General features: G+C 73.0%; 26 protein-coding genes. 11 read left to right on the top strand and 15 right to left on the bottom strand.

Annotation, left to right across the window (positions count from 1 at the left end):
• Positions 1-284: 284 nt before the first annotated feature.
• Complete coding sequence (bdeA, locus tag EKG83_RS41450) at positions 285-1,157, bottom strand: bis(hydroxyethyl) terephthalate hydrolase (RefSeq protein ID WP_033432831.1); 873 nt, start codon at positions 1,155-1,157, stop codon at positions 285-287.
• A 359-nt stretch (positions 1,158-1,516) separates the two neighbouring features.
• On the opposite strand from bdeA, the gene EKG83_RS41445 reads away from it, so the two are divergent.
• The 3 genes from EKG83_RS41445 to EKG83_RS41435 all read left to right on the top strand — a co-directional run bounded on the left by EKG83_RS41445 (position 1,517) and on the right by EKG83_RS41435 (position 5,329).
• Positions 1,517-4,144, top strand: a complete 2,628-nt coding sequence (locus EKG83_RS41445) for a glycoside hydrolase family 3 protein (protein WP_051766326.1) — start codon at positions 1,517-1,519, stop codon at positions 4,142-4,144.
• 57 nt (positions 4,145-4,201) lie between these two features.
• Positions 4,202-4,546, top strand: a complete 345-nt coding sequence (locus EKG83_RS41440) for a hypothetical protein (protein WP_033432830.1) — start codon at positions 4,202-4,204, stop codon at positions 4,544-4,546.
• 321 nt (positions 4,547-4,867) lie between these two features.
• Positions 4,868-5,329 (top strand): DoxX family membrane protein, encoded by a 462-nt coding sequence (locus EKG83_RS41435; RefSeq protein WP_051766336.1) that lies wholly within the window; start codon positions 4,868-4,870, stop codon positions 5,327-5,329.
• 41 nt (positions 5,330-5,370) lie between these two features.
• Here the strand turns inward: EKG83_RS41435 and EKG83_RS41430 are convergent, their stop codons facing one another.
• The 3 genes from EKG83_RS41430 to EKG83_RS41420 form a co-directional block, all read right to left on the bottom strand.
• The gene (locus tag EKG83_RS41430; RefSeq protein ID WP_033432829.1) at positions 5,371-5,577 is read right to left on the bottom strand and encodes a hypothetical protein; all 207 of its coding nucleotides are present in this window, start codon (positions 5,575-5,577) and stop codon (positions 5,371-5,373) included.
• Positions 5,578-5,728: 151 nt separating this feature from the next.
• Entirely contained in the window at positions 5,729-7,057 is a 1,329-nt protein-coding gene (locus EKG83_RS41425; RefSeq protein WP_153278759.1) for a hypothetical protein, read from the bottom strand.
• Between the two features lie 468 nt (positions 7,058-7,525).
• Complete coding sequence (locus EKG83_RS41420; RefSeq protein ID WP_033432827.1) at positions 7,526-8,527, bottom strand: sigma-70 family RNA polymerase sigma factor; 1,002 nt, start codon at positions 8,525-8,527, stop codon at positions 7,526-7,528.
• Between the two features lie 72 nt (positions 8,528-8,599).
• On the opposite strand from EKG83_RS41420, the gene EKG83_RS41415 reads away from it, so the two are divergent.
• Positions 8,600-9,421: an alpha/beta fold hydrolase gene (locus tag EKG83_RS41415; RefSeq protein WP_033432826.1), complete on the top strand. Its 822-nt coding sequence runs from the start codon at positions 8,600-8,602 to the stop codon at positions 9,419-9,421.
• A gap of 333 nt (positions 9,422-9,754) precedes the next feature.
• On the opposite strand, the gene EKG83_RS41410 is transcribed toward EKG83_RS41415, so the two are convergent.
• Both EKG83_RS41410 and EKG83_RS41405 read right to left on the bottom strand, forming a co-directional pair.
• A complete protein-coding gene (locus tag EKG83_RS41410) occupies positions 9,755-10,348 on the bottom strand; it encodes an NYN domain-containing protein (protein WP_033432825.1) in 594 nt (197 codons plus the stop codon).
• A 441-nt stretch (positions 10,349-10,789) separates the two neighbouring features.
• Positions 10,790-12,157 carry an alpha/beta hydrolase gene (locus EKG83_RS41405; RefSeq protein ID WP_228122398.1) on the bottom strand — a complete coding sequence of 456 codons (1,368 nt, stop codon included), beginning with the start codon at positions 12,155-12,157 and terminating at the stop codon, positions 10,790-10,792.
• A 155-nt stretch (positions 12,158-12,312) separates the two neighbouring features.
• On the opposite strand from EKG83_RS41405, the gene EKG83_RS49330 reads away from it, so the two are divergent.
• Both EKG83_RS49330 and EKG83_RS41395 read left to right on the top strand, forming a co-directional pair.
• Positions 12,313-14,322, top strand: coding sequence for a sensor histidine kinase (locus tag EKG83_RS49330; protein WP_153278758.1), 2,010 nt, complete (start codon positions 12,313-12,315; stop codon positions 14,320-14,322).
• Positions 14,315-15,244: a response regulator gene (locus EKG83_RS41395; RefSeq protein ID WP_407690744.1), complete on the top strand. Its 930-nt coding sequence runs from the start codon at positions 14,315-14,317 to the stop codon at positions 15,242-15,244. Before EKG83_RS49330 ends, EKG83_RS41395 begins: the two co-directional genes overlap by 8 nt.
• Positions 15,245-15,314: 70 nt before the next feature.
• On the opposite strand, the gene EKG83_RS41390 is transcribed toward EKG83_RS41395, so the two are convergent.
• A complete protein-coding gene (locus EKG83_RS41390; RefSeq protein WP_033432824.1) occupies positions 15,315-16,262 on the bottom strand; it encodes a helix-turn-helix transcriptional regulator in 948 nt (315 codons plus the stop codon).
• A 107-nt stretch (positions 16,263-16,369) separates the two neighbouring features.
• On the opposite strand from EKG83_RS41390, the gene EKG83_RS41385 reads away from it, so the two are divergent.
• Complete coding sequence (locus tag EKG83_RS41385) at positions 16,370-16,762, top strand: VOC family protein (protein ID WP_322746622.1); 393 nt, start codon at positions 16,370-16,372, stop codon at positions 16,760-16,762.
• Positions 16,763-16,793: 31 nt separating this feature from the next.
• On the opposite strand, the gene EKG83_RS41380 is transcribed toward EKG83_RS41385, so the two are convergent.
• The 3 genes from EKG83_RS41380 to EKG83_RS41370 form a co-directional block, all read right to left on the bottom strand.
• Positions 16,794-16,970 carry a hypothetical protein gene (locus EKG83_RS41380; protein WP_153278757.1) on the bottom strand — a complete coding sequence of 59 codons (177 nt, stop codon included), beginning with the start codon at positions 16,968-16,970 and terminating at the stop codon, positions 16,794-16,796.
• Positions 16,971-17,232: 262 nt separating this feature from the next.
• Positions 17,233-17,847 (bottom strand): DUF2306 domain-containing protein, encoded by a 615-nt coding sequence (locus tag EKG83_RS41375; protein WP_033432822.1) that lies wholly within the window; start codon positions 17,845-17,847, stop codon positions 17,233-17,235.
• Positions 17,848-17,942: 95 nt separating this feature from the next.
• Positions 17,943-18,170: a hypothetical protein gene (locus tag EKG83_RS41370; RefSeq protein WP_033432821.1), complete on the bottom strand. Its 228-nt coding sequence runs from the start codon at positions 18,168-18,170 to the stop codon at positions 17,943-17,945.
• A gap of 208 nt (positions 18,171-18,378) precedes the next feature.
• Here EKG83_RS41370 and EKG83_RS41365 point away from each other — a divergent pair, with 208 nt between their 5' ends.
• Positions 18,379-18,642 (top strand): hypothetical protein, encoded by a 264-nt coding sequence (locus EKG83_RS41365; protein ID WP_033432820.1) that lies wholly within the window; start codon positions 18,379-18,381, stop codon positions 18,640-18,642.
• On the top strand, positions 18,639-18,842 hold the full coding sequence (locus tag EKG83_RS41360; RefSeq protein WP_033432819.1) for a cold-shock protein: 204 nt from the start codon (positions 18,639-18,641) through the stop codon (positions 18,840-18,842). Before EKG83_RS41365 ends, EKG83_RS41360 begins: the two co-directional genes overlap by 4 nt.
• 452 nt (positions 18,843-19,294) lie before the next feature.
• On the opposite strand, the gene EKG83_RS41355 is transcribed toward EKG83_RS41360, so the two are convergent.
• Entirely contained in the window at positions 19,295-19,453 is a 159-nt protein-coding gene (locus EKG83_RS41355; RefSeq protein ID WP_153278756.1) for a hypothetical protein, read from the bottom strand.
• A 326-nt stretch (positions 19,454-19,779) separates the two neighbouring features.
• Here EKG83_RS41355 and EKG83_RS41350 point away from each other — a divergent pair, with 326 nt between their 5' ends.
• Both EKG83_RS41350 and EKG83_RS41345 read left to right on the top strand, forming a co-directional pair.
• Positions 19,780-20,061, top strand: a complete 282-nt coding sequence (locus EKG83_RS41350) for a hypothetical protein (RefSeq protein WP_153278755.1) — start codon at positions 19,780-19,782, stop codon at positions 20,059-20,061.
• Between the two features lie 122 nt (positions 20,062-20,183).
• Positions 20,184-21,890, top strand: a complete 1,707-nt coding sequence (locus tag EKG83_RS41345; protein ID WP_033432817.1) for an RICIN domain-containing protein — start codon at positions 20,184-20,186, stop codon at positions 21,888-21,890.
• Between the two features lie 44 nt (positions 21,891-21,934).
• Here EKG83_RS41345 and EKG83_RS41340 read toward each other — a convergent pair whose 3' ends face one another.
• From EKG83_RS41340 to EKG83_RS41325, 4 genes are all read right to left on the bottom strand, one after another.
• The gene (locus EKG83_RS41340; RefSeq protein ID WP_033432816.1) at positions 21,935-22,615 is read right to left on the bottom strand and encodes a dihydrofolate reductase family protein; all 681 of its coding nucleotides are present in this window, start codon (positions 22,613-22,615) and stop codon (positions 21,935-21,937) included.
• A gap of 72 nt (positions 22,616-22,687) precedes the next feature.
• A complete protein-coding gene (locus EKG83_RS41335) occupies positions 22,688-23,923 on the bottom strand; it encodes an RNA polymerase sigma factor (protein WP_033432815.1) in 1,236 nt (411 codons plus the stop codon).
• Positions 23,913-24,275 (bottom strand): YciI family protein, encoded by a 363-nt coding sequence (locus EKG83_RS41330; RefSeq protein ID WP_033432814.1) that lies wholly within the window; start codon positions 24,273-24,275, stop codon positions 23,913-23,915. The genes EKG83_RS41335 and EKG83_RS41330 overlap by 11 nt, the downstream gene beginning before the upstream one ends.
• Entirely contained in the window at positions 24,272-24,739 is a 468-nt protein-coding gene (locus EKG83_RS41325; RefSeq protein ID WP_051766324.1) for a DUF4291 family protein, read from the bottom strand. The genes EKG83_RS41330 and EKG83_RS41325 overlap by 4 nt, the downstream gene beginning before the upstream one ends.
• Between the last annotated feature and the right edge of the window lie 244 nt (positions 24,740-24,983).

The raw sequence follows: 24,983 nt of genomic DNA, 5'->3' as shown, positions 1-24,983 counted from the left end.
GAAAAGCCAGGGCCGCCACCGGTCGACCTCGTCGTTGAGGTCGGCCGGTGGCGGCCGTTCGCCCCTCGCAGCACCCGCCGCGGGCTGCGAGGGGCGGTCCCGGGTCCGAACCCGCGGGAAGTTTCTGGGAACGCTCCCAGGCTGACGGTATCCGGCGATTTCACAATTGGCAAGAGTGTTCACGTAGGCGACCGACAACGCCGTTCGCCCAGTTCAGGGGGGCGAACGGCGTAGTCGGGCCGGCCATTCGTCGAAATTGCCGTCGAAACGCCGGGTGGAACCGGTTACGACGAATGCGGGCAGGTGTCGCGGTACTCGGAGATGGCCAGCGCGCGCGGAGCCGGGCAGAGGAACTGCTCGTACCGGGTGTCGTCGTCGATGAACCGCTTGAGCCAGGCGATGCTGTACTTGGCGATGGTGGTGTTCGACGAGTTCGGCGCGAAGTGGCTCGCACCCGCCAGCTCCAGGTACGCCTTGTCCAAAGTGGACGGAAGACCCGTGTAGAAGCGCTCGGAGTGCGTGGTCACCGAGGCCACCGAGTCGTTCTCGGCGCCGATGATCAGCGTGGGCGTCTGCACCGAGGACCAGGTCTTGGTGGTGTTCCAGGCCGTGAGCGGGATCGACGCCTGCAGGGTGGGCCGGTCCTTCGTGGCCTCCAGCGCGCCGCCGCCGCCCATCGAGTGGCCCATCACGCCGAGCCGGTTCGGGTCGATGCGGTCGCGCACGGAGCTGCGGGTGGTCAGGTAGTCCAGCGCCGCCAGGAGCTGGTCGCCCCGCGAGGCGGGCTGGTCGTAGCGGGAGTTGGTGTCGATGGTGAAGATGACGAAGCCCTGCGACGCCAGGCGCGGGCCCAGCCAGGAGATGCTGGACTGCGCCGCGGTGTAGCCGGGTGCGATGGCGACCGCGCCGAAGGTCCCCTCGGCGGTGCTGGTCGGGTAGTAGATCGTGCCGCCGCCGAAACCGCTGGCGCTCAGGGAGGACACCGTGGTCTGGCTGGTGGCGAACGGGCCGCGGGTGGCCTCGATGCTGGAGGTGGTCGGCGCCGGACCGCGCTCGTACGGGTTCTCCGCGGCCTGCGCGACCGCGGTCGGCGTCGTGAGGGCGACCGCCGCGACCAGGACCAGGGCGCGGCGGGACAGGGGTGACCTCGAAGACATGCTTGTGCTCTTTCCCGGTTCGGGAGGACTCGGCGGATAGTCCTGAGTGGACGCGTTATGCCCGATTCGCAGTGTGCTGGACTAACTACTCTCGCGTCAAGTAATTCGGACCACACTCGCTGCGGCAAGTGGTCTCGTTTGGCTGCTCCGAATGCTACGCAGAGTTGGGTGAACTTTTGACCAACGCTGTTGTCAAAAATTGGTGCAGACCTTTCCCGGGATCGGTCGAGTACCGGGAAGTGGCCGCGACCGGGACCCCTACCTGCGCGGAAGCGCTCCCACGTACCTCTTGACCGAGACAGCCCGCGTAGCGAGGATCGGGCGCGACAAAGCCGTCGCCCTGACGAACGGAACCGCCGATGTCCCGCAGACCCCTGAGCGCCGCCCTGATCGCGGTGCTCGCCTCCGGCCTCCTCACCGGGGGTGTCGCCACCGCCGCCCCGCACACCGACTCCCGCCAGCCGGTGGTCGGCGAACCGCGCACCGAACACGGCTGTGCGCGGATCGAACAGCGACTCCCCGAGCTGTCGGACTGGCCGCGGGTGGACAGCCGCATCAAGGCCAACCCCGCCGACGAGCGGCGGATCAAGAAGATCGTCGCGGGCATGACCCTGGCCGAGAAGGTCGGCCAGATGACCCAGCCCGAGATCACCTCGATCACCGCCGACGAGGTGCGCGAGTACGCCATCGGCTCGGTGCTCAACGGCGGCGGCGCGTGGCCGAACCGCGACAAGCACGCGCCGGTCGACGCCTGGCTGGACCTCGCCGACGCCTACTGGCAGGCGTCCAAGTCGACCCGCACCGGCATCCCGGTGATCTGGGGCATCGACGCCGTGCACGGCAACAACAACGTCTACGGCGCGACCGTCTTCCCGCACAACATCGGCCTGGGCGCCGCGCACGACCCCTGCCTGGTCCGGGACATCGGCGAGGCCACCGCCGAGCAGATCCGCGCCACCGGCCAGGACTGGGCGTTCGCGCCGACGCTGGCCGTGGTGGAGGACGACCGGTGGGGCCGCACCTACGAGGGCTTCTCCGAGGACCCGCGGATCACCCGCGCCTACGGCTACGAGGCCACCATCGGCCTCCAGGGCCGCGGCAAGCGCGGCGTCGACGTGCTGGCCACCGCCAAGCACTTCATCGGTGACGGCGGCACGATCGGCGGCAAGGACCAGGGCGTCAACCCGGCCACCAACGCCGAGATGATCAACGTGCACGGCCAGGGCTACTACGGCGCGCTCGCGGCCGGCGCCCAGACCGTGATGGTCTCGTTCAACTCCTGGACCAACGAGGAAGCCGGCATCAACGAGGGCAAGCTGCACGGCAGCAAGCTCGCCGTCAACGACATCCTCAAGGGCAAGATGGGCTTCGACGGCCTGGTCGTCTCCGACTGGAACGGCATCGGCCAGATCCCCGGCTGCACCAACTCGTCGTGCGCGCAGGCGGTCAACGCGGGCGTCGACGTGTTCATGGTGCCCGCCGACTGGAAGGCGTTCATCGCCAACACCATCGCCCAGGTCGAGGGCGGCCAGATCCCGATGTCCCGCATCGACGACGCGGTGACCCGCATCCTGCGCGTCAAGCTCCGCGCCGGCGTGCTCGACAGCGACGAGAAGCCCTCCGAGCGCGACCACGCGGGGTCCGCCGACGCGCTGGAGGCCCGCAAGCTGGCCCGCGAGGCGGTGCGCAAGTCGCAGGTGCTGCTGAAGAACAACAACCGGGTACTGCCGCTCAAGCCGCGGTCGAAGGTGCTGGTCGTCGGCAAGAGCGCGGACAGCATGCAGAACCAGACCGGCGGCTGGACGCTGACCTGGCAGGGCACCGGCAACACCAACGCCGACTTCCCGGTCGGCCAGACCATCCTCGGCGGGCTCAAGGAGGCCCTGGGCGAGCAGAACGTGGTCTTCAGCGAGACCGGCGACGTGGACCCGGCCGGGTTCGACGCGGTGATCGCGGTGATCGGCGAGACCCCGTACGCGGAGGGCGTCGGCGACATCGGCAAGCGCACCCTGGAGGCCGCCAAGCTGTACCCGCAGGACCTGGCCGTGCTGGACAAGGTCAGCGGCAAGGGCGCCCCGGTGGTGACGGTCTACGTCTCCGGCCGCCCGCTGCACGTGAACAAGGAGCTGAACCGCTCCGACGCGTTCGTGGCGGCGTGGCTGCCCGGCACCGAGGGCGGCGGCGTGGCCGACCTGCTGGTCCGCGGCCGGTACACGTGGCCCGGCTACACCGGCACGCTGTCCTACTCGTGGCCGAAGAGCGCCTGCCAGACGCCGCTGAACCCCGGTGACGAGGGCTACGACCCGCTGTTCAAGCCGGGCTACGGCCTGAAGACCTGGAACCACCGCACCATCGGGCGGCTGGACGAGACCTCGCCCGAGACCGGCTGCTCCGGCGGTGGCGGCGGCGGTGTCGCGACCGAGGACCTGGAGATCCACAACCGGATCGACGTCGCGCCGTACCGCAGCTTCATCGGGTCGCCGGACAACTGGGGCGGCACGGAGCTGGGCCCGGACGGCGAGGCCGCGCACACCAACCTCAACGTGGTGCCGGCGGACGTGAACGTGCAGGCCGACGCGCTGAAGGCGACCTGGACCGGCACGGGTGCGGGCCAGCTCTACTACCAGGACCCGGCGGGTGGCAGCGACCTGCGCGGCTACCTCAACGCCAACGCCGCGCTGGTGTTCGACGTGATCGTGCACCAGGCGCCCGCGGCCCGGACGGTGATCAGCGCGCACTGCGTCTACCCGTGCTTCGGCGAGGTCAACGCGACCGGGGTGTTCAGCGGGTTGCCGACCGGGGTGAAGTCCACGGTGAAGATCCCGCTGTCCTGCCTGGCCGAGCGGGGGCTGGACTTCGAGGTGGTCAACACGCCGTTCCTGGTCTACACCGAGGGCGCGTTCCAGGCGTCGTTCGCGAACGTGCGGTGGGTGCCCAAGGCGGCGGCCGACCCGGACGCGCGGACGTGCGCGGAGCTGGCGGGCTGAGGTCCTTGCCGCGGCGGTCGGGTGCCGGTTGAGTGGTCGGTGAGAGGGGGAACTCCGATGCGACGTCCTTCGCTGATCACCGGCCTGGCTCTGGCCGCCGCGCTGACCGCCGCCGTGCCCGCCCACGCCGACGTGAGCCCGCACTGCCAGGTGGGCGCCTACTGCCTGTTCCCGGGTGAGAACTTCATCGGGGACCGGGCCGTACCACCCCTGGAGCGCGGGTGCCACCCGGTGAGCGCGCTCGGCTTCACGACCGCCCGGTCGGCCGCGCGCGGCTTCGGCGACAGCTGGGCGCTGGAGCTGTTCGCCGACGGCGGCTGCGCCACCAAGGTCGCCACCGTGTGGCAGGAGGTGCCGGTGACGGCGGCCCTGTCGTACCGGCTCACGCAGATCCCGTACTAGGTTCGAGGCTTTTCGGCCGCTTCGCCCGATTCGGCGGAGCGGCCGTTCTGCGTTCCGGGCCCGGGATTGGTTCTGAAAACCTTTCGCGAACGGCCTTCCGCTGGGCCGTTCGCCCGTCCCCGGGCCGTCTCGCCACGGGCGGGTGGAGCATTCCGGCGCCCCTCTCCAGCCCAATCCACGTCACGAGTCCTTCACAGTCGGTTTCCTTACCGTTACAGTTCTGGGAGCGCTCCCAGTCCGGCGGGTGGTCAGCGTGGACCACCTGCCGGATGACCCTCCTGAGCGGGACGACGTGGTCCTGCCCCGAAGGAAGTGAAGCGGATGACCAGTATCTCGTCCCGTCTGGACGCGCACGCGAACTCCTTGCGGGCGCTCAGCATCCCCCTGCTCAGGGGCTCGCTGGGCGTGGTGTTCGTCTGGTTCGGCGCCCTGAAGGTGACCGGCTCCACGCCGGTGGCCGACCTGGTGGCCCAGACCGTCCCGTGGCTCGACCCGAGCGGTTTCGTGATCGTGCTCGGGGTGGTGGAGATGGTGCTGGGGGTCGCCCTGGTGGTGGGACGGCGGTTGCGCTGGGTGGCGCTGCTGGTGGTCCTCCACCTGTGCGGGACGTTCCTGGTGCTGGTGGTGCAGCCGGCCGTCGCGTTCCGGACGGGCAACCCGCTGCTGTTGACCATGACCGGTGAGTTCGTGGTCAAGAACCTGGTCCTGATCACCGCGGCCCTCGTGGTCATGTCGGCAGACACACCCGTGCGGCAGCGGGTGGCGCAGGTCGACCGGCGGTGATCTCGCGGTGCCGCGGGGCCCCGACCGGTCCCGCGGCACCGTCACCCCCGGCTGGTCGGGTGGGCGGCCACGCCGTCCAGGTAGATGTCGAGGCCGAAGGCTGTGCGTGGCCTCCACGCCCCTCTCGGCCGGCGGGTCGTCCACGTCGAAGACATCTGCTTCGACGACCCGGCCATGGCGACCACCCGGCGCAGCACCGCGGCGTGGTCGCGGCTGGAGGTCTCCGGGTTCTCCCGGTACCCCGCCATCAGGTTGGAACGGCACCAGCCCCATGGCGAGGTCGTGCGGTCCGACGGGCAGCCCGACCCGCCGCCCGCCGGGTCTGCCTGGTGCCGAGCGCCCTGCTCGGCCTGCGCGTGGTCACCGACCAGTTGCTCTTATGTCCACTATGGACAATCGTCAGGCGGGCAGCGCGTACTGGCAGCCGGGGTCGTGGTAACCGGGCCACGACAGCAGGTCCGGACCCGACGCCGGCAGGCCCACCGTGACCAGGGCCGCGTGCTCCAGGAACCGCCGCCGCATCTCCACCTCGTCACAGCCGCACCGCCCCCGCGCCACGGCCCGCGCGTCCTCCTCGTGGGCCAGCCCCAGGTAGCCGCGCGGCACGCCGAGCCCGTCCGCGACCGCGCACAGCGAGGCGTAGTCGACCACCGGCAGCCCGCCCAGGACCGCGACCACCTCGGCCGGCGACTGACCGGTGAGCGCGGCGACCCGTTCGGGGCCGACGCCGTGCCGCCCGAGCAGCCGGTACACCTCGCCGATCTCGCGCCGGGCCAGGGCTTCCCGCATGTCCTGGCGTTCCCAGACGTGGGGCGGGACCGTTTCGCGAGCTGTGGCCGACACGCGTGCGGGCACGTCCAGCGCAGGCCCCGGCGCGGTCGTGGCCAGCCACTCGTACCAGGCCCACTCCGGCTCCGGCCGGGGTGCGGTGGTGCCACCCGGGAAGAGGCGCAGGCAGCGGACCGCGCTGTCGGGGACGAGGTAGGCCACGGCGGTGGCGCCCGGGATGCGGCAGCAGGAGTCGGTCAGGATCGCGGCGATCGCCTCGGCCCGGGGGCCGTCGCGCCAGTGCAGCTCCAGGGCGCCGTCCCGGACCAGCGGGCTGAGCCAGGCCGCGCCCCGCCACAGCGGTAGGCGCCTCAGCACGCCGGAGGCCACTGCGGTGTGCGGGTCGGTTGGCGGGGTGAGCGGGGTGGTCGTCGAGGTGTGCCGACCACCCGTCCCGGTGTGCGCCCCGGCCATCGGTCCGCCGCGCCCCCGCCACAGCGGGGTGCCCAGATCGGCGAGAACATCGGCCGCCGCGTGCCACCGCGCCCGGGACACGCCCAACAGCCGAACCGCCGCCCCGGTGGCGGTCACGCGCAGGTCGAGGTGGTCCCGACCCGGCACCGGCCGCACACCCGGGATACCGGTCCGCTCGGCGCCGACCGCGCACGGCAGCACCTCGGCCAGCAGGTCGTCGACCGCCTCCGGCGCCACGTCCAGGGCGACCAGCCCACCGGTCACCCGAACCCGCCGGACCACGGACGTCGGTCGCAGCGGTCGGGCACGCCGGCGCAGGCCCGCCATCGTCCGGCCCACGGCCAGCAGCAGGTCGGCCTCCAGCGCGGCCTGCGCGCCGGTCGCGGCCGGTGCCACGTGCCGGTGCGCGCCGCCGGAGCGGTCACCCGTGCACCAGCGGTGCTTGTCGTGGCGAGCGCCCACCGCGCCTGCCAGGTCTGTCGCCACCGGATCCCTCCACGAGGTCGCGGGGTCGACGGCCGACCGCGCCGGAAAGCTTCGATCAGCTGAGGTGGAACGCGATCGCGGGTGCGTCATCGGGTGGGGCGGAAGGCCCGGGCAACGGCCTCGCGATCGAACGCGAAGCTATCGCACTTCGCATCGCCGAGACCTCCCCCAGGGCGCTGATCTCACTCGATCGAGTGAGTTTGAGGCCGCGTTTATAGGGGAAAGGCAGTTGGCTCGCCGTGGGGAGCTGGGCTGTTCGAGGGGCGTGGTTGGGGCAGGTGGTTGGGCGGGCCGGGCAGCACGAAGTCAGGGGTGACGGTTGAGCGGGCCGGCCGGGCGGTCGGAGGTCGGGCAGGCGGTCGGGCGGTCGGAGGTCGGGCAGGCGGTCGGGGCCGGGCGGCGCGAGGTGGAGGCGGCCGGGCGGCGTGAGGTCGGGCCAGGTGGTCGAGTGGCCCGGGCGGCCCGGGGTCAGGCCAGGCGGTCGGGCAGGCCGAGCAGCGCGAAGTGCTCCGCCCCGATGAACGAGGTGATCTCCGAGACCCGGCCGTCGCGCAGGGTGAGCACGCTGATCGTCCAGGGCAGGTGGGCGCCCGCCGCCTCGTCCCACAGGTAGCCCGCGACGGCCGGCTGCCCGTTGGCGCGCGTCGGGAGGTGCCGCCACGAACCGCAGGTGCCCAGCGGGAACCGCACGGCGAAGTCGGTGACCGCGGGCAGGCCCCGGTACCAGTGGGGCATCGGCGGCATGGACCAGGTGACGTCCTCGGTCAGCAGCGCCACCAGGGCGTCCGCGTCACCCCGCTCCAGCGCGGTGGAGAACCGGGTCACCACCTCGCGCACCCGCGCGTCGCCGATGCGCCGCACCACCTGCTGCTGCGTGGGCGAGGGCACCTTCTCGGCGATGACCCGGCGGGCGCGTGCCAGCGCCGAGTTCACCGACGTGGTGGACGTGCCCATGGCCTCGGCGATCTCGGCCGCGGAGAAGCCCAGCACCTCGAACAGCAGCAGCGCGGCCCGCTGGTTGCCCGGCAGGTGCTGGAGGGCCGCGACGAACGCCAGCTCCACGGACTCGCGCTGGACGTAGTGGCCGGTCGGGTCGTCCGGGTAGGGGCCGAGCCAGGCCACGTCGGTCGCCGGCGCGTTGTCGACCACCGCGTGCTCGCTGGCCGGGCCGAGGTCCACCGGCAGGGCCCGCCTGCCCCGCCCGCGCACCGCGTCCAGGCAGGTGTTGGTGGCCACGGTGTGGAGCCAGGTGCGCAGCGAGGCCCGTTCCTGGAAGCCGGCCAGGCCGCGCCACGCGCGCAGCAGGGCGTCCTGGAGGGCGTCGTCGGCGTCGTGGCTGGAACCGAGCATCCGGTAGCAGTGCGCGTGCAGTTCCCGGCGCAGCGGTTCGACCAGGCGGGCGAACGCGTCGCCGTCGCCGGACCGCGCCAGCGCCAGGTCGTCACCGACCGTCGGAAAAACCTCGCTCACGACCGACGATTCTGCCCGACAGCGGCAGTCGGTTCACCCGAACGGGAAACACGAACCGTCCGGGAGGACCACATGACCGGCTTCGCGAGCATCGCCACCGCGACCCTGCGCGTCCCCGACGCGACCCTCTACTACGAGGTCCGCGGCTCGGGCCCGCTCGTGGTGCTGGTCGGCGCGCCGATGGACGCCAGGCCATTCGAGGCGCTGGCCGACCTGCTCGCCGTCGACCACACCGTGCTCACCACCGACCCGCGGGGCATCAACCGCAGCCGGGTGGACGACCGCGACCGCGACGCCACCGCGGAACTGCGCGCCGACGACCTCGCCCGGCTCATCACCGAGGTGGACGCGGGCCCGGCGGACGTGGTGGGCTCCAGCGGCGGCGCGGTCAGCCTGCTGGCGCTGGTGCAGGCGCGGCCCGACCTGGTGCGCACGGCCGTGGTCCACGAGCCGCCGCTGAACGAGCTGCTGCCCGAGCGCGAGGAGCTGCGGGCGCGGGTGGAGGAGATCGTCGAGACCCACCTGTCGGGCGACCACCTCGGGGCGTGGCGGAAGTTCCTGGCGGTGGCGAACATCCACATGCCGGAGGAGGTGGTGGTGGGGATGGTCGCCCACCAGAGCCCCCAGGACGAGGCCGACGCGTGGTACCAGCACGCGCGGATGATCCGGCCTACCACCGCGTTCGTGCCGGACCTGGAGGTCTTGCGCACTGCGCCGACCCGGGTGGTGGTCGGCCTGGGCGAGGACTCGACCGGTGAGCTGTGCGAGCGGACCTCCCGCGCACTGGCCGCCGGCCTGGGCGTCGAGCCGACGACGTTCCCCGGCGGGCACATCGGCTTCGCCGAGGACCCGGCCGCCTTCGCCACCCGGCTGCGCGAAGTCCTCAAGGGCTGACCGCCCCCACCCCGACACCGCCCGATCACCAGCGCCAACCGGCCGCCAACGCGGAACTCGGGGGTCCCGGACGTTCGACACGCGGGTCCAGGACCCCCGGGTTCCGCGTTCAGGTTCGGATGCCGGCAGGTGGCGCCACGAGAAGTCCGGAGTGGATGGTGCGAGAGCGGCGACTGCGTCCGGTGGACCGGGCACGCTGGACGCCATCCGCCGGCACCCGACACGACACGGACCGCCCTGTCCCGGTCGAGCTGGGTCGCCCCGTCGTCGGGCGGTTGGTTGCATCACCGAACTAGTCCATCGCGCCACCGATCGGTCTGTGGCGTCCCTGAGTCACCGCCATCGGCCGCCGCGCCGCCGGCCGATGCCGGTGGCCTGGTCCACCAGTCCCTTGACCAGCAGGTGTCCCAGGGCGAGACCGGCGCCGGTGGTCAGGGCCCTCAGCAGGGGTAAACCCCGCCTGGGGCCCCGGTCGGCCGGCACCGCCCCGGTGGTCGGGCTTGAGCGCGGCACCCGGCGCACCTGTCGGGCGGCGGCCTGCAGGCGCGTCGAGACCTGCTGGTTCGTCCAGGCGATCACCTCGAAGTCGCCCAGTTCGGCCAGGGCGGTGAAGCTGCGGTCGGCCGAGGCGACGCTGAAGGTCCGGCAGCCCCGGTCGTGTGCGTAGCGGGCGTGGGCGAGCAGCGCCTTCTCGGCCGCGTCCGGTCCGGGGACGACCACCCGGCTGGGGACGCCCATCTCGGCCAGCACGCTGCCGATCAGGTCCAGTTGGGGATCGGTCCGCGCGTAGCAGGCCAGTGCGTGGTGCACCGGTCCCGCCGCGCGCACCAGCGCCGCGATCCGCCCCCGCACCAGTTCGGGCTGCGGGTTGACCGGGCCGATCATGTTCTCGAGGTCGATGAGCAGGACTCGCTGCGCCGCTTCCACTTCCCGATCTTCGGCACGGGGAGCCCTCCCGGATCACTGCCCGAACGGGTGAACGAGTCCCGGTGGCCAACGAATCGGCCACCGAATCAGCCGCTGAATCGACTGCCGAATCGACCGTTGGATCGTCCACTGGGTTCCTTTCGCCGAGCGGTGGTACGGGCCGTACTTGAGGGAACGTCGAATCCCGCCGGCGGAAAGGGACCGGGGAACGCCGTTGCGCGGGTGCTCGGAGCCCTTTCGCCGCGAGCCCGGCCTGAGCCGTGTGCACGGCGTCGGCGATGCCCCGGGGCCGGACTGGTGATCGAAGGCTGGTGGCTGTTACGCGGGGCTGCGCCGCTCCACCACCCGGACCACCGGCACCGACTCGGCTGAGGCGGCTCACTTCCTCCACCTCCCCGCCGGATGCGGGTGGACAATGTTCATCGGACCCACCTTCCCCGCTCAGCGGCGCAGGTGTCGGTCGAGGAACGACACCACCAGTCCGCGCACCAGTGGTACCGATCGGGTCGGGGCCATCGCGCCGACCAGCCGGTTCCGGTCTGCCTGGGTCATGAGACCGGCTTCCTGCAACTGCGGGGCCAGGGCGGCGAAGTCGGTCAGCACCCAGTGCGAGGCGTCGTGGAGCTGGTGCCACCGGACGCACCCGGTGCCGTGGGCCAGGAGGGCCGACCAGGCGCGTTCGTGCCGGGCGTCGCGGAACCCGTCGGTGCCGACCAGCAGCAGGGGGCGGTCCACGCCGTCGCGGGCGACGGGCAGCAGTTCGCCCGGCTCGCCCGGCCGTTCCGGGAGGTGGTCCAGGTAGCCCTCCAGGTTGATCGCGGCGTCCAACCTGCGGTCCTCCAGCAGCGCCTCGGCCGCCGTGGTTCCGCCCATCCCCTGGCCGTAGGCGCCGATCCGGCGCACGTCGACCGCCCGGGCCAGGCCCTCGGGCAGGGGACGGCCGTCGGCGTTCGGGTTGCCGCCCGCGGCCAGTGCCTCGACCTGGTCGACGACGAAGCGGGTGTCGGCCAGCCGGGTCTCGACCATGGTCCGGTACGTCGCCCGGTCGGTGCGGGGATCGCCGGTCAGGGCGATCGGGCGCACCCGCCCGTCGGGGAACTCCACCGCGCTGGTCTCGCCGGCGTGGTCCACCGCCACCACGACGTAACCGCGGCTCGCCAGCTCCTCCGCCAGGGAGGTGCCGAGGCCGCGCGGGTCGCCCGCGCCCGGGCTGTAGAGCACGACGGGGGCGCGCACGGCTCGGGCGGGGGCGTCGGTGTGCGCGTGGGTGCGGGTGGCCGCCCAGTCGACGCCCGCGGTGGGCAGACCGGGGGTGAAGACCGGGGCGACGCCGCCGTACACCGCGGCGGCACCGGGGGGCAGCTGCGGCGCGACCGGGTGGCCGCCCACGTCGCGTGCCGGGTAGAACACCGAGGCCACCAGCTCCCTGGGGCCCCCGGCGGCGTCCGGCCAGGGGTCGGTCCGCGAGCGGTCGACCAGGTGCAGGGTCGTGACGCCGACGCGGTGCGGGCCGGTGGGTGCCGGCAGCCGCAGTTCGGGTGCGGCGCGGGCGGTGGGGGCGGTCGGGGGCGAGGTGGTCTGCCACGGAGCGGTCGGCTGCAGGGCGGTCGGCTGCAGGGCGGCCGAGTGCGAGGCGGTCGGCTGCAGGGCTGTTGAGTGCGAGGCGGTTGAGCGCGGCGCGGGCGCGGCTTGGGCGGTGCCCGCCATCAGGACGGCATTGGCGACCAGGGCGGTGCCGGCGATGAGGGCGGCCCTGGAGATGAAGGTGGTGCCCGCGGCCGCGGCGCGGGTCGGGATTGTGCGGGACATTTTTTCCTCCTCGGGAGTTGTTGCCCGTCAACCGTCCCGTGTCGTGGCTCGGGGAAACACCCGGTGGGCCTTGCTGTCGAATGGAGGTTTTCCGCCATCCACACACCAGGCTGCCCTGCTGGTGACAACGACCGGAGTGCGTGACGATCGGAGCCATGGAAAGCGGGATCGGGGAAATCGTGGCGAGCGGTCGCGGGGGGAGCTACCGCTCGCCGACGCGCTGGACGTGGGCGGCGGCGGTCGCGGGCGCGGCGGCCGTCGGGTGCTCGGTGGTCATGGCGCCGGTGGCGTACGGCCCGCTGGCGCTGGCGGTCGCCCTGGCCGGGCCGCTGCCCTGCCACCTGGTCGGCGTGTTCGCGTGGTGGCACGTGCGGGAGCACCCGGTGGCGCGCCGGATGGTCGGCGCGAGCGCGCTGTTCGCCGTGGTCATCGCCTTCGCCCTCGCCGCGCCCGCGGTGATCGGCGGCCCCGGGTCCGGGCACCCCCTGCCGAGGGCCGTGTTCGGCGCCCTGATGACGACGCTGGTGGTGCTGGTCGTCCACCTGCTGGCCCTGCTGCCCGACGGGCGGTACCGGTTCGCCCACGAGCGGTTCGTGCTGCGCCCGCTCTGGCTGCTGGTGCCGCTGGACGTGCTCGTCGCCCTCACCGACACGCGGCTGCCGCTCGGTCCCGTCCCGGTCGGCATGTGGGTGTTCCTGCTCGGACCGGTGCTGCTGGTCGTGCGCTGCGCGTTGCTGCCGGCGGAGCGGCGCCGGGAGCTGCGCTGGCTGCTCGGCCTCGCGCTGCTGACCGCGGCGGTGGTGGCGGCGCCGCTGGTGCTGTCCAGCCTGCTGCCCGGGCGGAGCGGGGCGAGCGTGGCGCTCGTGCTGGTGGCCACGGTCGTGGTGCCGGGCACACTGGTGCTGGCCGCGCTCCACCGCCGGATGCTGGACGTCGACATCGAGGTGCGGCGGTCGACCCGGTACCGGGGGCTGTGGCTGGTCATCGCGCTGTGGTGCGTCGGTCTGGTCGTCCTGCTGAGCCTGACGGCGAGCGCCTACCTGCCGGTCGGCCTCGCGGTGCCCGCCACCATCGCCGCGACGCTGCTCGCCGAGCCGCTGCGAGCCCGCCTGACCAGGGCCGCGGCGCTGTGGGTGTACGGGCGCAGACCCACCGGGCAGGAACTCCTGGTCCGCTTCGGCGCCACCCTGGAGCAGGTGTTCAACCCGCGGGCGCTGGCCACCGAGCTGGCCCGCAGCCTGCACGACGCCCTGGACCTGCGCTGGGCGCGGGTCAGCCTGGACACCGCCGACCAGCCGACCGGGACCGCGGGCGAGGTCGACGACGCGCCTCCCGAGCTGCGCGTCGAACTGCGGCACCGCGACGACGCGCTGGGGGTGATCGAGTGCGGGCCCCGCACCGAGGGACGCCTGACCGCGGCGGACCGCGAGCTGGTCGAGACCCTGGCCAGGCAGGCCGCGCTGGCCGTGCACAACATCGGGCTGACCGCGCAGCTGTCGGACCACCTGGCCCGGATCGAGCGCCAGGCGCGGGAGCTGGAGGCGTCGCGGGCCCGCATCATCCACGCCCAGCACGCCGAGCGGCGCCGCATCCAGCGCCACCTGCACGACGGCATCCAGCAGGACCTGGTCGTCACGGTCACCCGCCTGCGGCTGGCCCGCAACCAACTGCGCCGCGCGCCCGAGCGGGCCGACCCCCTGCTGGGCGAGGTGCAGGAGGACGTCTACCGGGTGATCGAGGCGCTGCGCGAGGTGGCCCACCGCATCCACCCGCCCGAACTCACCGACCAGGGCCTGGCCGCCGCCATCCGCTCCCGGGCCCGCCGCGCGCCCATCCCGGTCGCCGTCCACGTCGGACCGGAGCTGGAGATCGCCCGGTTCACCCCGGCCGTGGAGGAGTCCGCCTACTTCCTGGTGTCCGAGGCCCTGACCAACGTGCTCAAGCACGCCGAGGCGAGCCGCGCGTCCATCCGGCTCACCCGCGCCGCCGACTCGCTGCGCGTCGAGGTGCGCGACGACGGGGTCGGCTTCCCCGACGGCGTGCTCCCGACCGGCCTGTTCGACCGCGCCGACGCCGTCGGCGGGACACTGGAGGTCACCGGCAGCCCCGGTGGCGGTGCCACCGTGCAGGCCGAACTGCCAGCCCCCGAGGAGAGCCGTGCCTGATCGCGCTGCGCCCGATCGCGCCGTGCCTGATCGCGCTGCGCCCGATCGCGCCGGGTCTGATCGCGCGGGGTCTGATCGCGCGGGGTCTGATCGCGCGGGGTCTGATCGCGCGGGGTCTGATCGCGCGGGGTCTGATCGCGCGGGGTCTGATCGCGCGGGGTCTGATCGCGCGGGGTCTGATCGCGCGGGGTTCGATCGCGCGGGGTTCGATCGCACTGCGCCCGATCGCACTGCGCCCAATCGCACCGCACCGCGCGTCGTCCTGGCCGAGGACCACTACCTGGTCCGCGAGGGCACCCGGCTGCTGCTGGAGGACTCCGGCGAGGTGGAGGTGCTCGCCGCAGTCGAGAACGCCGACGCGCTGCTGCGCGCCGTGGACGACCTGCGGCCGGACGTGGTGATCACCGACATCCGCATGCCGCCCGCCTACCGCACCGAGGGCATCACCGCCGCGCACGCCATCCGGGCCGCCCACCCCGGTACCGGGGTCGTGGTGCTGTCCCAGCACGCCGACGAGTCCTACGTGTTCGCCCTGTTCCACGCCGGCACCGAAGGGCTGGCCTACCTGCTCAAGGAACGGGTGGGCGACCTCGACCACCTCCTCGGGGCGATCCGGGAGGTCCAGGCGGGGCGCTCGGCCATCGACCCGCGGGTCGTCGACATCCTGCTGCGCGGGCGCACCCAGGCCGCCGATTCGCCGCTGAGCCGGTTGACCGCCCGCGAGTTCGACGTGCTGCGGCACATGGCGCAGGGGCGCAACAACCGGGCGATCGCCGGCGCGTTGTTACTGGCCGAGTCCACTGTGGAGAAACACGTGAACGCCACGTTCGCCAAGTTGGGGTTGGCCGAGGAACCGACCCTGCACCGACGGGTCAGCGCCGTGCTGACCTACCTGCGCCACGACCAGGACGCGCCGCGCTGAGGGCGGGGCGCCGTGCTGGGCCGGTCCGCGTGCAGGTACGACCAGGACGCGCCGACTGCTCACCCGACCGTCACCGCTCGACGTACCGGGCGACCAGCTCTGCCCCGAGCCGCCCCAGTTCTTGTTGGACCGACCGGGGGGCGACCACGTCCAACTGCGCTCCCCAGCCGGCGAGGTTGCGGGCGATGTCCAGTGGTGTGGGGGCGGCCAGCCGGACCCGTGCCCGGCCGTCGTCCGACTCGCCCTCCACCACGCAGTGGCGGCCGAACTGGGAGCGCAGCACGGACACGTACCTGGGCTCCACCAGCACGGTTGCCTCCGTCCGCGCTCTCAGCTCCTCCACCTCGCCGACGATTCCCCGCCACGCCTCGGCCAGCACGAAGTCGTCCGGGCGGGTCGCGACCTCCTCGGTCTCCGCCGCCGAGACGACCCGGTCCACCCGGAACGTCCGCCGGCCCCGCTCCGTGCCCGCGACCAGGTACCAGGTGTCGTCCTTGTCGACCAGGCCCCACGGGTCCACCAGGCGCTCCGACACCTCGCCGGCCCGGCGGGCGTAGGCGAGCCGCACCCGCCGCCTGTGGATCACGGCGCGTTGCAGCAGCTCGACCACCTCCGGGCGCCGCCGGTCCGGTTCGCCCCAGCCCGCCGAATCGACCACGGTCGCGTCGGCGGCCGCCGCGGCGTCGGCGCGGAACCCCTCGGGCAGCGCGCGCAGCAGTTTTCGCAGCGCCGCCCTGGCTTCGCCCGAGATGGCCGCGGCCGGGCCGACGAGCAGGAACAACGCCCGTGCCTCGGGTGCCGACAAACCGCTCAGGTCGGTGCGCGCACCGCCGACCAGCGCCCACCCGCCACCGCGCCCGGGTTGCGGGTACACCGGGATGCCCGCGGTCGACAGCGCCTCCAGGTCGCGCCGGGCGGTGGCCACGGACACCTCCAGCTCGGCCGCCAGCTCCCCGGCGGTCACCCGTTGGCGTGACTGGAGGAACAGCAGGGCTGCCACCAGGCGGTCGGCGCGCATCGGAACCCCTCGGAAGAGTCCTGGAAAAGTGCTCAACCGGTGAGCACTTCAACTCGGAGGATGGTCCCAGAAGCCCACGGAGGAAGGAACCACCGATGTTGCGAGGCATGACCACCATCACCTACTACGCCGACGACGTCGCCGCCGCCCGCGACTGGTACGCCGAGGTGCTGGGCATCGAGGCGTACTTCGTGCGCCCCGAGGAGGGCACCCCGGCGTACGTGGAGTTCCGGGTCGGCGACTTCCTGCACGAGCTGGGCATCCTCGACGCCGCGTACGCCACGGGCGACCGGACCGGCGGCGGGCCGATCACCTACTGGGCGGTGGACGACCTCGGGGCGAGCCTGGAGCGCCTGCTCGCCCTGGGCGCCACCCCCCACCGCGAACTGGTCGAGCACGGTCCCGGCTACGTCACCGCTTCGGTGCTCGACCCGTTCGGCAACGTCCTGGGCCTGATGTACAACGAGCACTACCTGCGCATCGCGGAAGCGAAGGCGTGAGAGGGCCAAACGCGGGAAGAGCCCGGAAAGATCACTCGCACGTGGTGTTCACGGGTGGCAGCTCACGCGTGGTGACGTACCGGCCGGCGTGCTCGATGACGCACGGGACGCACGGGTCGGCCATGGCGGCGAAGAGGCCGTGCCCGGGACCGTCGCAGCGGACGGTGCGGCTCCCGGGCACCCGCGCGGTGGGACCGTGGTCGGCCACGTCCCGGCGCCCGGCAGGTGCCAGGCGAGGGGGAACGACGGGCCGGCGTTCGGGGCGACCCGTCGCAGCCATTCGGTGACGCGGGTCGGTTCCCGCTGGTCAACGGGTCGCGGGTAGTCCAGCACTCCTCCACCTCACCATCCGGCAACCCCGGGTACGGGGCGCGGCCCAGTGCGGCGAACCCGGAGACGTCCCCGTGCCAGCGGGCCGCGAACAGCGCCTGGTGGCCGAGCGGGAACGGCGGCGCGCCGCCCGCGACGCCTCATGACCTCCGGCGCACCACCCACTCGGCCACGGCGAGGTTGACCGCCCAGGCCGCCGCCATCAGCAGGGCGTGCCCGACCTCGCCGGGCGGTGCGGCGACGAGCGCCCAACCGCCGAGCACCACGGCCTGCGAACCCGCGCCGAGCCCGATCGCGTAGGCGCGGGTCATCCAGGCGCGGTGGGAGGCGTAGTCCCGCCTGCGCACCGCGGTGAAGCCGAGGACGAGGGCCACGGCCATGAACGACCCGAACCCGACGCGGAAGAAGCCCAGCAGGTCGCCGTCGATGGCCGGGAGTTCGTGGAACAAGGTCATCCACAGCCCCGACAACGCGGCGACCAGTCCACAAGGGACGAGCAGCCGGCCCGCGCGGCGGTGCCACCCCGACCGGCGCGGGCCGGGGACGAACTGGAACGCGCCGACGACGCTGTAGACCGTCGCGCCCACGACGTGCAGCAGCACCGGCAGCGGCGAGGCGAAGAACCGGCTGTTGTCCGCCGTGACCTCGCCCCCGGCCAGGTCGACCACCCGCACCACGCCCGCCACGGCGGGCACGAAGGCGAGCAGGATCAGCGCGGTGGGCACGGTCCACCGCGGTCTGGTGAGCGTTGTCATGGCCGCGAGCCTGCCGCCTGGGCACGGGTCGGGTCATCGGTCCGGGGGCCGGGATCCGGGCAGCCGATGGTGCGGTCGGGACGTCGTACTTCCGGTCAGCGGTTGGACGACGGGAACCGGCCGCCGCTGCTGCCGAGGGCGATGAGGTCGGTGTACTGGTCCTGCCACGACCGCTCGGTGGCCAGCAGGTCGGCGAGCCGCTGCACCCACGGGGCGTCGATCGGCGGGGTCGCCCCGTCCAGGTGCTGGTTGGTCTCCTCGCGCGCCCTCAGCCACTCGGCCAGCGTGGGCGCGAGGGCGGGACCACCGGATTCTTCCGCCATGCCGGAACCGTACTGCGTCGCACCCGCCCACGCCCGCGTCCGCTGCGGTACAGTCGGCCGGGTTGGGGCACCAGTTGCTCGGCACCCGGCCGACGCGGTCCCCTGATCCAGTCCGGTCCGGTGGTCTCCCGGCCGGAGACGGGAGCACCGGCTTGTCGCCGGACCACCAGCTCGTCCCACTCCTCCCCGACACGCACGGGGGACACCCATGACCCAGTTCGGACGACCCGCCCACACCACTTCGGTCGGTTTCACCGAGGCCCGCGCGGTCGCGGACCGCGCGGAGGCGGTGCAGCGGCGCCAGGCCGCCCGCACGGTGGCGGACCACTCGCTCGACGTCGGCGACTGCCGGGAACTGCTGTCCATGCTGGGCCTCTCCGGCCGGCAACCGGACGCCGCGGCGCAGGACGCGACCAGCCCCCACCGCGATGCGCCGGGCGCATTCCGGTCAACCGAAGGAGCACGGCCATGACCCAGGGCACCATCAAGTGGTTCAACGGCACCAAGGGTTTTGGCTTCATCACCCCTTCGGGTGGTGGGGCTGACCTGTTCGTGCACCACTCCGAGGTCCAGGGTTACGCCTTCCACGGCATCCCGGACAACCAGCCGGTGGAGTTCGAGATCGGTGAGGGGCCGAAGGGGCCGCAGGCCCTCGCGGTTCGGGTGCTCTGATCCGGGTGCTCTGACGCGCCACAGGATGTGGTGCGCTGCCGGATCTGACGCGCTGCGGGGTCCGGTGCACGGCGGGATCTGACGCGCCGCCGGGGCGGACGGCGAAACGCCCGTCCCGGCGCGCTCTTCCGCGCCTTGCCCGAGGGGAACGCCCGAAGGAGGCGGCGAGCTTTGCGCCTTGCCCGAGTGAGGGCTCGAAGCGGGCAGCAAGTCCTGCGCCCTGCTCGGGTGAGGGCTCGAAGCGGGCAGCAAGTCCTGCGCCCTGCTCGGGTGAGCGCTCGAAGCGGGCAGTGAGTCCTGCGCCTTGCCCAAGTGAGCGCCCGAAACGGACGGCGAGTCCTGCGCCTTGCCCAGGTGAGGGCCCGAAGCGGGCGGCGAGCCCTGCGCCTTGCCCAGGTGAGCGCTCGAAGCGGGCAGCGAGCCTCACGCCTTCCCGGGCGGGCAGTGGGGTTTTACGCCTTGCCCGAGTTGGGCAGCGGCACGAAGCGCGGGAACGCGGTGCCGCGCAGCTGCTGGGGAACCACCCGGTTCTCGTCGTCCGGGTGGCTGAACACGATCGGCTCAACCGTGCCGGGGTTGGCGGTGTTCGGTCGGGTCTGCGTCTGTGACATCAAGTCTTCCTAGGGTTCGAGAGGCTGCGCCCACCGGGTCCCCACGGGACGCGGTGCCCAAACGACGTGGGGGAGCAGCCGAAGCGTGCACGGGCCGTGGGTGCGGCGGAGCGGGAAGTGGATCCGCGGTACTCGTCCCGATCAGGAGATCGGTTGGACGCAAGCGGCCTCGTGTTCACCCAGTGTAGCCCACCTGGGGCGCCAACGGGGTGAATAACAACGGGAAGCCGCGCCACGTCACTCGCTCGTGTGGTTAGCCCGGCATCGGCCGCGCACGGTCGGTGGTGACGGCGGTGTGGTGACCGCGGCGTGATGACAGTGGCGTGGTGGTCGACAGCGCCACCGCGCCGGCCGAGACCGCCGGGCTGGTCGTTGTCCCGGCCGCCTGGGCCGCCGGCTTCCGCGAGCCGCCGGTGGTCGGGGAAACCGCGGAACCGGCCCTCGCGCCCACGCGAAAACAGCCGTTCCCGTTCACGGATGTGATTGGGCCGAATTGGCCGCGAAAGGCGATTGATCAACTGAGGCGGCGGCCACCTCGGTGTTCGACGGATTTCGACTCCGGCAACCGCAGCGAACCCCTGCAAACCCCCGTTGACCAGGGCTTGTAGACCTCCTACCCTCCGCCGTGAGACCGATTTCCGGTTTGCGCGGAATCGCATTTCCGCGACGGAGAACCGGTCGACCGCCGCGCGCTCGAAAACATCCGGGACGGTTCGGGAGTGGAGTTGTCATGAGCACACCGGAGCAGCCTGCCGCCACGCGGCCGCGCGGCGTTCGCAGGGGGCTGGTCGCCGCGGGCGCGGCGATCGCGCTGGCCGCCACGCTCGCGGCCTGGCCGGTCGTCACGCCCGCGAACGCGGCGGTCGGCGCGGGCACCTACACGGTGAAGAACAACGGCAGCGGCCTGTGCCTGGACGCACCGGGTTCGACCGCCAACGCGCAGCTCCGGCAGCAGGCGTGCGGCACCGCGGCCGGCCAGCGCTGGACGCTGACCGCGGTCAGCGGCGGCTTCCGCGTCACGGCCGTCGGCAGCGGCCTGTGCGCCGGCGTCCAGGACGCCTCGACCAGCGCGGGCAAGGCCGTCCAGCAGCAGACGTGCACGGGCGCGGCCAACCAGGTCTGGGCGCTGACCGCGAGCGGCGCCAACTACCGCGTGGTCAACGCCAACGGCGGCAAGTGCATGAACATCAAGGACAACGCCACGTCCGCCGGCGCGTTGGTGCAGACGAACTCCTGCGACGGCGCCGCCACCAAGCAGTGGACGTTCACCCCGGTCGACGGCGGCCCGACCTCGACCACGACGACCACCACCACGACGACGACGACCACCACCACCACCACGCAGCCGCCGGGTTCCGCGCTGTACGTGGCGCCGAACGGCACCGACGGCGCGTCGGGCACCCAGCAGAACCCGACGACGCTCACCGCCGCCATCTCCCGCGTCGCCCCCGGCGGCACGATCTACCTGCGCGGCGGCACCTACCGGTTCGCGCAGACCGTCACCATCCCGCCGGGCAACAACGGCACCCCGGCCCACCGCACCGAGCTGTTCGCCTACCCCGGCGAGACCCCGGTGCTGAACTTCTCCGCCCAGGCCGAGGACCCGGCCAACCGCGGCCTCGCCGTGAACGGCAACTACTGGCACGTGCGCGGCGTGGTCGTCGAGCGCGCCGGTGACAACGGCATCTTCGTCGGCGGCAGCAACAACGTCTTCGAGCGCACCGTGACCCGCTTCAACCGCGACACCGGCCTCCAGCTGTCGCGGATGCTGTCCACCACGCCGAAGGACCAGTGGCCGGCCAACAACCTCGTCCTCGGCGCGGAGTCCCACGACAACGCCGACTCCGACGGCGAGGACGCCGACGGCTTCGCCGCCAAGCTCACCTCCGGCCCCGGCAACGTCTTCCGCTACGCCGTGTCGCACAACAACATCGACGACGGCTGGGACCTGTTCACCAAGACCGACACCGGTCCCATCGGCGCGGTGACCATCGAGGACTCCCTGGCCTACGGCAACGGCACCCTCAGCGACGGCTCCCAGGCCGGCAACGGCGACCGCAACGGCTACAAGCTCGGCGGCGAGGACATCGGCGTCAACCACGTGATCCGGCGCAACATCGCCTACGACAACGGCAAGCACGGGTTCACCTACAACCGCAACCTCGGCACCATGACCGTGTCGGGCAACATCGGCATCGACAACGCCGAGCGCAACTTCAACTTCGACGGCGGCTCCTCGGTGTTCCGCGACAACACCTCGTGCCGCAGCGGCAGCGGCACCAACGACCGGACCACCGGCGACGTCGACGCGTCCAACCAGTTCTGGTCCGGCTCCAACGGCTCCCGGTGCGCCTCCTACGCCGGTGCCCTGGGCTGGTCCTACGCCTCGGACGGCCGCCTCGTCGTCACCTTCGGCGGCAGGCCGGTCACCGGCTGACCCGGCAGCGAGGGGGGCGGGCCCGCGCCCGCCCCCCTCGGCGCTCAGCGGTCGCCCAGCGCGCCACCGCGGTCGTCCAGCACGAGCGGCGCGCGCCCGTCCACGCGGTAGCGGATGTGCGTGACCTCGGGGGTGTGCAGGACCCTGGTCGGGGTCAGCTCGATCCCCTCACCGGCCAGGTCCAGGTCGAACAGCCGCGACCCGGTGCCGAGCACGACCGGCACGACGTGCAGCTCCAGCTCGTCGAGCAGCCCGGCCGCCAGCACCTGCCGCACCAGCTCGCCGCCGCCGGCGACCGCGACGTCCTTCCCGCCGGCGGCGGCCCTCGCCTGCTCGACCGCGCTCGCGACGCCGTCCGTGACGTAGGTGAAGCTGGTGCCGCCCCCGCGCACCAGCGTCGGGCGCGGGCGGTGGGTCACCACGAACACCGACGCGCGGAACGGCGGCTCCTCGCCCCACGGCACCTCGCCACCGTCGGCCATGCGCCGCCCCATGACGTAGGCACCGGCCGCCTCGAACGACTCGCGGATGACGGCGGAGTTCACGTCCTCCTCGCCACCGCCGAGGCCCTGCCGCTCCCGCCACGCCAGCGCGGTGAGCGCCCAGCGCGTGACGCGGAAGAACGCCTTCGCCTCCGCGGACGCCATCCAGTCGCCGCCGTCGTGGCGCGGCCCGGCGTAGCAGCCGTCGAGGGACACCGACAGCTGCGCGGTCACCTTGGTCATCGCGAACTTCCTTCCTCCCGGCGACGCCCGGCGGGCTCGCTCGGCAGGGGATCGGAGCCGGCGACCGGGTTTCTACACCGACCCGGAAATTTCTTCCGAGGAAGTGCACCGGGCCGCCCGCGACAGCAGGAACCGCTGCTCGGGCACGCTGCCCGCCAGGCTCGCGGCCCGGCGGAACGCCTCGCCCGCGGCGGTGCGGTCACCGGCCCGTTCGAGCAGGTGGGCGCGCACGGCGTGCAGCCGGTGGTGGTCGGCCAGCACCCCGCGCCCCAGCTCGTCGACGACCTCCAGCGCGGCCCGCGGCCCGCGCACCTCGCCGAGGGCGACCGCCCGGTTCAGCGCCGTGACCGGGTTGGGCGCCAGGCGCTCCAGCACGTCGTACAGCGCCAGCACCTGCGGCCAGTCGGTGTCCCCGGTCGAGGCCGCCTCGGCGTGCACGGCCGCGATCGCCGCCTGCACCTGGTACGGGCCCGCCGGGTGGGCCGCCAGGCTGCGCGTCACCAGGTCGGTGCCCTCGGCGATGGCCGCCCGGTCCCACCGCGACCGGTCCTGCTCGGCCAGCGGCACCAGCGCGCCGTCGGGCCCGGTGCGGGCCGCGCCCCGTGCCTCGGTCAGCAGCATCAGCGCCAGCAGCCCGGCCGCCTCACCCGAGCCGGGCAGCCGCCGGTGCAGCTCCCGGGCCAGCCGCACCGCCTGCCCGGTGAGGTCGGTGCGGCGCAGCACGGGACCGGCGCTGGCGCTGTAACCCTCGTTGAACAGCAGGTACAGCACGTGCAGCACGACGTCCAGCGCGTTGTCGGTCGGTGCCTCGAAGCGGGCGCCGACCTCCTTCAGCCGCAGCTTGGCGCGGGAGATCCGCTGGCCCATCGTCTTGTCCGGCACCAGGAACGCCGCCGCGATCTCGCCCGTGGTCAACCCGGCGACGGCCCGCAGCGTCAGCGCCATCTGCGCGGGCGGCGTCAGCGCCGGGTGGCAGCACAGGAACAGCAGCTCCAGCAGGTCGTCCCGCACCGGCTCGGCGTCCGGCGGCGCGGCGACCAGCTCGTCGCGCGGCACGGCGTCGAACACGGCCTGCTCGCGGCGTTCCCGGGCGGCGTCCGAGCGCACCAGGTCCACGTACCGGCGCCCGGCGACCGTGACGAGCCAGCCCAGCGGGTGCTCCGGGACGCCGTTCCCGGCCCACCGGCCGGCCGCGTCGATCAACGCCTCCTGCACCGCGTCCTCGCACCGCGCGAAGTCGCCGTGACGACGCACCAGGGTGCCCAGCACCCGCGGCGTCAACGTGCGCAGCAGCTGCTCAACCGTCATGGTCCACCAGGGGCCACACCTCGATGCCGCCGCCCAGGCCGCGGCTGTGGCGCAGGGCCGGGTAGGACCGCGCGATCTCCAGCGCGCGCTCCTCGTCGGCGACGTCGACCACGAAGTACGAGCCCACGTACTCCTTGGCCTCCAGGTACGGCCCGTCGGTGACCACCGGCGCGCCCCCGACCACCCGCACCGCCCGCGGCCGGGACTCCAGGCCCTGGGAGTCGACCAGTTCGCCCGACTCGCGCAGTTCCGCGTTGAACGCGTCCACCTCGGCGACGAGCCGCGCGAACCCGTCCGCGTCGACGCTGTTCCACACCTGCTCGTTGCCGTAGATCAGCATCAGGTACTTCACCGTGAACCTCCCGCACCGGTCGCCTCGGACACCGGATTCTGCCCCAGCGCGGCCGCCACGTCCCCGGGCAGCGGGTACGGGCGTTCCACCGGCAGCAGGGCAAGCGCCTCGTCGTCGCGGTTGGCCGAGACCAGCCCGCCCGCGGTCCGCATCAGGTCGGTGACGTCGGTGATGGCGGTGATCCACTCCTCCACGTAGCGCCGCACCGCGTCCCCGCCCAGGCCGACCTGGATCGCCCGGTGCGCCGGCGGCCCGAACCGCAGGTCCCGCTCGGGGTCCCACTGCACCCGCACCGGGGCCCGCTTCACCGCCGCCGCCCACGTGGCGCGGTCGCCGTGCACGTCGCGGTCGAAGTGGCTGAGCGCCGAGTGCGCCAGGGCCCAGTGGAAGCCCTCGCGGGTGATGTCGATGGCCAACACCCTTTCCTGACCCGGCTTCCGGGCGTAGCCGCAGCGGTAGGCCATCCATTCGATTTATCGGCTTCGTCATGGTCGAGCGCGACCGGTCCGGCTCAACCCTTACAACGCCCCTCACTCCTGCTTTCCGACGCGCAACCCGTGCCGCGGCTCCAAGAGGGGTTCCGCAACGGAGGGGAAGAGGTTCCCCGAAGCCGAACCGAGGACCCACACCCTCCGCCCACCGTGGACACCGCTGTCCGCCACCAGCTCCTCGACCCGCCGCAGGAACGCATTCCCCGCCGAGGGCGAA

The sequence above is a fragment of the Saccharothrix syringae genome, from assembly GCF_009498035.1.
Classification (GTDB): Bacteria; Actinomycetota; Actinomycetes; order Mycobacteriales; family Pseudonocardiaceae; genus Actinosynnema; species Actinosynnema syringae.
The sequence above is the reverse complement of the archived record's forward strand: the minus strand, read 5'-3'. Positions and strand labels throughout refer to the sequence as shown.